Consider the following 5,259-nt stretch of genomic DNA (forward strand, 5'->3'; position numbering starts at 1 on the left):
GAACTGCGGCTGCCGCCGGACGGGCAGACCGGACCGGGTGTGGTCGTCACGGCCGAGCGGCCCGTCTGAGACCCGGCACAGCCGTCGGGCTCAGGTGCCCGTGGTGATCCGTACGTTCCAGGCCCCGGAGCGTGTCCGGCCGGCCACCTCGATGCGGGTGCGTTCGCCGGGCACGGTGTACCGCTCGCCCTCCCGGAGCGGGGCGTCGGCGAGCGGCGGGTAGACCGAGCGGTCCCAGCAGGCGTCGGAGTCGGGGTGGGTGTCGACGACCTCGACGGGGCCGCCTCCGGAGGGTGTCGCGTTGTGGATGCGGTAGATCAGGACGCCTTCGGCGCAGGTCGTCCGGTCGTTGCCGGTGGCGCTGCGGGCCTCGACGGCGAGCGCGCTGTCCGTGCCGGTCCGGATGACCGCGAGCCGGGTCCCCTTGGAGCCGCCGCGTACGGGCGCCTCGGCCATCGGCACCAGGGTGAGGTCGGCGCTGCCCTGGACGCAGACGATCTCGTCGCCGCCCAGCCAGCCGAGCTTCCACTTGTGCCAGCCGAACAGGTCGGGCGCGAGTCCGAACTGGCTCCCCATGACGTCCCAGTCACCGACGTAGGTGTCCCAGTCGCCCTTGCCGTCCTCCGGCCGGTGGTAGAGGTCCGCCAGGTCGAAGACGTGGCCGGTCTCGTGGGCCAGGACGTTCCGGTCGGGCGGGTGCTCCTCGAAGACGGTGACGACACGCCTGATGTCGGTGCCGTCGGCGCGTAGCGGCCGGTCGAAGTTGACGACCTTCGTGGCGTCGGAGTCGACACCGGGCGCGTCCGGGTCGGCGACCAGGTAGACGATGTCGTACGCGGAGAAGTCGACCTGGTCGTCGGCGGCTCTGATCGCGTCGCGCAGGTAGGCGCCGCGCCGCTCGGGCCCCCAGTCGCGCTGTATCCGGTACCAGGTGGCGGGGTGGGGCATCCTGACCCACTTCCGCTGCGGATGGGCCCGCAGGGTGAAGGCTCCGTAGGAGGCGCGCTGGAAGAAGCGGGTGGTGGAGGGGAAGTAGTCGGCGGTGAGCACCTCGGGGGACACGACGGGCTCGGAGCCCGGGAAGGAGAGGAAGACCATGACCGCGTCGAGGTCGTGGTCGGGGCGCGGGTAGGCGTCGTTCCAGGAGTCGAGGCCGAGCGAGTGGTGGGCGCCGGTGCGCGGGAGGGCGCAGGGGCCGGCGTCCCCGGTGGCCGCCGCGACGGGTCCGGCGACGAGTCCGGTGGCGGCGAGCGCCAGCAGGGAGGTGAGGGCGGCCGCGGCACTGCGCAGACCGGACCGCGCCGATCCCCGCTGTCGGTGCTGGCGCGGCACGTGTACCTCCGGTGGGACTGCGGGACCCGTCCCCCTCACCCTGGGGCGGGCCGGTCCCGTACGCCTCGTTGTGCTGCCCCACACGGGTCAGTCGGAGCCGGGCCGCCTTCCTCGCCCCTCAAGCCCCGTGCACAGAGCGTCACAATCGATCGTTCGATCAGTGCAACTCGCCATGTTCAACCAGAAACGATCGATATCAGGCCAATGGAGAGGGGCGGCGCCCCGCACCCGCCGGGTGGGCCATGCGCGTGCCACGGGCCGTGCCGCCCCCGCGAAACGGTGGCGGCGCTGGTATGCCCGAGGCGCCACCCTCTATGCTTCACCTCGCTTTCCTGTGTGGTTTCCGCCTCCGGCACGTCGCCCCGTCACGCTGCCCAGGCCGGCCACATCTCTTCACGACCAACCTGCACAGCGGGAGCGAGCGGTGAGCCAAACCTCCGAAGGGCCGGCGTCCCGGCCGGGCGAGCCACCTGCCGCCGGACCACCGACGGTCACCGAGCGTGACGAGGTGAGCCCTCGCGAGCTGCGTGACTACCGTGCCGCCTTCCGGGCGGCGGCCCTCCCGATGGCGGTCGTCGACGACCGCGGCCAGGTCGCCCGCGCCAACGACGCCCTGGGGGCGCTGCTCGGCACCCACCCCGCCTCGCTGCCCGGCAGGCGCGCCGCCGACCTGGTGGACCTGGCGGCCGACCGGCGGACCTGGCAGGCGTACGGAGAGGTCCTGGCCGGTACCCGCTCCCGGCTCCGCTGCACCCGCCGGCTCAAGCACCCCGACGGCCGGTCCGTGTGGGCGGAGGTCACCGTCGTCGCCATGGCGGGCCCGGCCGGGGGCCGGGGCGGCGCGCTGCTGTCCGTCGAGGACGTCAGCGACCGGCACGACCTCCAGCTGCGGCTGCGCCACCTGCGGTTGCACGACCCGGTGACCAGGCTGCCCAACCGGACGCTCTTCTTCGAGCGGCTCACGACCGCCCTGGAGACCCCGACGTGCCAGGACGGCCCGCCGCCCCGGCACGGCCGGGTCGGTCTGTGCTACCTGGACCTCGACGGTTTCAAGGCGGTCAACGACACCCTGGGGCACCACGTCGGCGACCGGTTGCTGGCCGCCGTCGCCGGCCGGCTCACCGACTGCGCCGAGGCGTACGGCCGTCGCACCGGGGGCCATCTGGTGGCGCGCCTGGGCGGTGACGAGTTCGCGATCCTGGTGGAGGACTCGACCGGTACGTGCCAGCTCACCGAGCTCGCCGGTGCGGTGCTCGACGCGCTGGCGCGGCCCTTCGAGGTGGGCGGGCAGCGGCTGACCGTCTCGGCGTCGATCGGGGTCGTGGAGCGTCCCGTGGCGGACGCCACCCCCACCGCCCTGATGCAGGCCGCGGACACCACCCTGTACTGGGCGAAGGCGGACGGAAGGGGGCGCTGGACGCTCTTCGACCCGGAGCGCAACGCGCACCGGATGACCCGGCAGGCGCTCTCGTCCACCCTGCGGGCCGCCGTCGAACGCGGCGAGTTCACCCTGGAGTACCAGCCGCTGGTCGGCATGGCCGACGAGGTCGTCCGGGGCGTGGAGGCGCTGGTGCGGTGGGACCACCCGCGGTTCGGGATGCTGGCGCCCCACCGGTTCGTCCCGATCGCCGAGGAGGACGGCAGCATCGTCCAGCTCGGCCGGTGGGTCCTGCGTACGGCCTGCCGGCAGGCGCGCCGCTGGCAGCTGGACCACCCCGGGGAGCCGGCTCTGTTCATCAGCGTCAACGTCGCCGTGCGCCAGCTCTGGGACTCGGACCTGGTCGCCGATGTGGCGGAGGTCCTCGCCGAGACCGGTCTGGCTCCCGGGCTGCTCCAGCTGGAGCTGACCGAGTCGGCGGTGACGGGCTCGGCGGGCCGGCCCCTGCGGGTGCTCCAGGAGCTGAGCGACAGGGGCGTCCGGATCGCCATCGACGACTTCGGCACCGGCTACTCCAACCTCGCCTATCTGAGCCGGCTCCCGGTCTCGGTACTGAAACTGGACGGTTCCTTCGTGCGCGGCTTCCGACAGGAGGAGGGCGCCCGCTCCAGTCCGGCCGACGAGACCATCGTCGAGGCGATGGTGCAGCTCGCGCACCGCCTGGGCCTGACGGTCACCGCGGAGTGCGTGGAGACCTCGGGCCAGGCGGAGCGGCTGCGGCGGATCGGCTGCGACACCGGACAGGGGTGGCTGTACTCGCGGGCGGTGACCCCGGAACGGATCGCGGAGCTGATCGGCTCCAGACCGCCGGAGGCCTGAGCCCCGCCCGGGCCCCTGAGCACCGCCCAGGGGCCCGGGCGGCGCCCGGCGGGGTGGATCAGCCCAGGTCGGGCAGTCCGTACGCGTCCGCGATCAGCTCGTACGAGCGCAGCCGGGCCTCACCGCCGTGGGCGTTGGCCGTGATCATCAGCTCGTCGGCCCCGGTGCGCTCGGCCAGGGCGTCGAGCCCGTCGCGTACCTCGTCCGCGGTGCCGTGGACGATGTCGGCCAGCCAGTTGTCGACGAACTCGCGCTCCATGGGGCTGAAGTCGTACGCCTCCGCCTCCTCGGGCGTGGGCACCAGGCCGGGGCGGCCGGTGCGCAGCCGCACCATCGACAGGGCGCCGCTGAGCACCTGGCGGCGCGCTTCGCGCTCGTCGTCGGCGGCCAGCGCCGAGACGCCGATCAGGGCGTACGGGGCGTCCAGCACGGCGGACGGCTTGAAGGACTCCCGGTACAGGTCGAGGGCCGGGACGGTGTTGCGGGCCGAGAAGTGGTGGGCGAAGGCGAAGGGCAGCCCCAGCACACCGGCCAGCTGCGCGCTGAAGCCGGAGGAGCCCAGCAGCCAGACGGGCGGCCGGGCCGGCGACTGGACGCCGCCGGGCGAGGTCGCCTGGACCGGCCCGGGAACCGCGTGGATACGGGCGTAGGGGTGCCCGTCGGGGAAGTCGTCGTCCAGGAAGCGGATCAGCTCCGCGAGCTGCTGCGGGAAGTCTTCCCCAAGGTCTCGGCTTCGCTCGACCAGGGGAGACCCCAATGCCCCCTCGTTGAGCCGGTCCGTGCGGCGCAGGGCCGCCGCCGTGGCGCCGTCGGTGCCGGGCGCGCGGCCCAGCCCGAGGTCGACACGGCCCGGGGCCATCGCCTCCAGGGTGCCGAACTGCTCGGCGATCACCAGGGGCGCGTGGTTGGGCAGCATCACGCCGCCGGACCCGAGCCGGATGCGCTCGGTGTGGGCGGCCAGGTGCGCCAGGATGACGGCCGGCGAGGAGGAGGCCACGCCCGGCATCGAGTGGTGCTCCGCCACCCAGAAGCGGTGGAAGCCCCGGCGCTCGGTCAGCCGTGCGATGTCCACGCTGGTGCGCAGGGCCTGGCTCGCGGTGCGGCCCGCCCCCACGGTCACCAGGTCCAGCACGGACAGCGGGACGGAGGCCGTCCCGTCGGCGGTGCCGCGGATCTGACCGCCTCGGTTCGCTTCGCCTCGGTTCTCGTCCACGTGTCGGGCCTCTCCGGTGGTGGTGCGTCTGGGTACCGGAGGTCATCAACAGGAGGCCGACTCCGTTTATTCCCGCCGACGGGCGGAGCGACCGGCGCCGGGCGGGTCACCGGTGCCGGGCGGGTCACCAGTGCCGGGAGTCCCGGGCGCGGATCACTCGCGGACCTCGATGCCCCGGTTCTCCACGGAGCCGGGCGGGGGTTCCCGGGTCGCGAAGAGCGTCCCGAGGGTGGGCGCCCAGACCCGGCGCTCGGCGAGCCTGAGCCCCTCCCAGACCGCCACCTGGTTCGCCGTGAGGACCGGCTTGCCCAGCAGTTCCTCCAGCTCGGGGACGTGCGCCGCCGTGTGCAGGGCGTTGTCCGGGAGCAGCACGACCTCGGCGTCGGGATGGTCGGCGGCCCGGACGAGTTCCTTGATCCGCTCGATGTCGCACGCCGCGGCATCGGCGGCGGTGACG

The 5,259-nt window shown here is 73.8% G+C and carries 3 protein-coding genes and 1 pseudogene; 1 reads left to right on the top strand and 3 read right to left on the bottom strand.

Annotated elements, in window-relative coordinates; genetic code table 11:
- Nucleotides 1-90: 90 nt before the first annotated feature.
- Nucleotides 91-1,332 (bottom strand): M6 family metalloprotease domain-containing protein, encoded by a 1,242-nt coding sequence (locus IH13_RS0134525; protein WP_031090841.1) that lies wholly within the window; start codon nt 1,330-1,332, stop codon nt 91-93.
- A 424-nt stretch (nt 1,333-1,756) separates the two neighbouring features.
- On the opposite strand from IH13_RS0134525, the gene IH13_RS0134530 reads away from it, so the two are divergent.
- Nucleotides 1,757-3,589 carry a putative bifunctional diguanylate cyclase/phosphodiesterase gene (locus IH13_RS0134530; RefSeq protein WP_031090843.1) on the top strand — a complete coding sequence of 611 codons (1,833 nt, stop codon included), beginning with the start codon at nt 1,757-1,759 and terminating at the stop codon, nt 3,587-3,589.
- A 58-nt stretch (nt 3,590-3,647) separates the two neighbouring features.
- Here the strand turns inward: IH13_RS0134530 and IH13_RS0134535 are convergent, their stop codons facing one another.
- The gene (locus IH13_RS0134535; RefSeq protein ID WP_031090845.1) at nt 3,648-4,802 is read right to left on the bottom strand and encodes an LLM class flavin-dependent oxidoreductase; all 1,155 of its coding nucleotides are present in this window, start codon (nt 4,800-4,802) and stop codon (nt 3,648-3,650) included.
- Nucleotides 4,803-4,955: 153 nt separating this feature from the next.
- Nucleotides 4,956-5,259, bottom strand: a pseudogene (locus IH13_RS0134540) (decarboxylase); the annotation flags it as partial.

The organism is Streptomyces sp. NRRL WC-3549, from assembly GCF_000721935.1.
GTDB lineage: Bacteria > Actinomycetota > Actinomycetes > Streptomycetales > Streptomycetaceae > Streptomyces.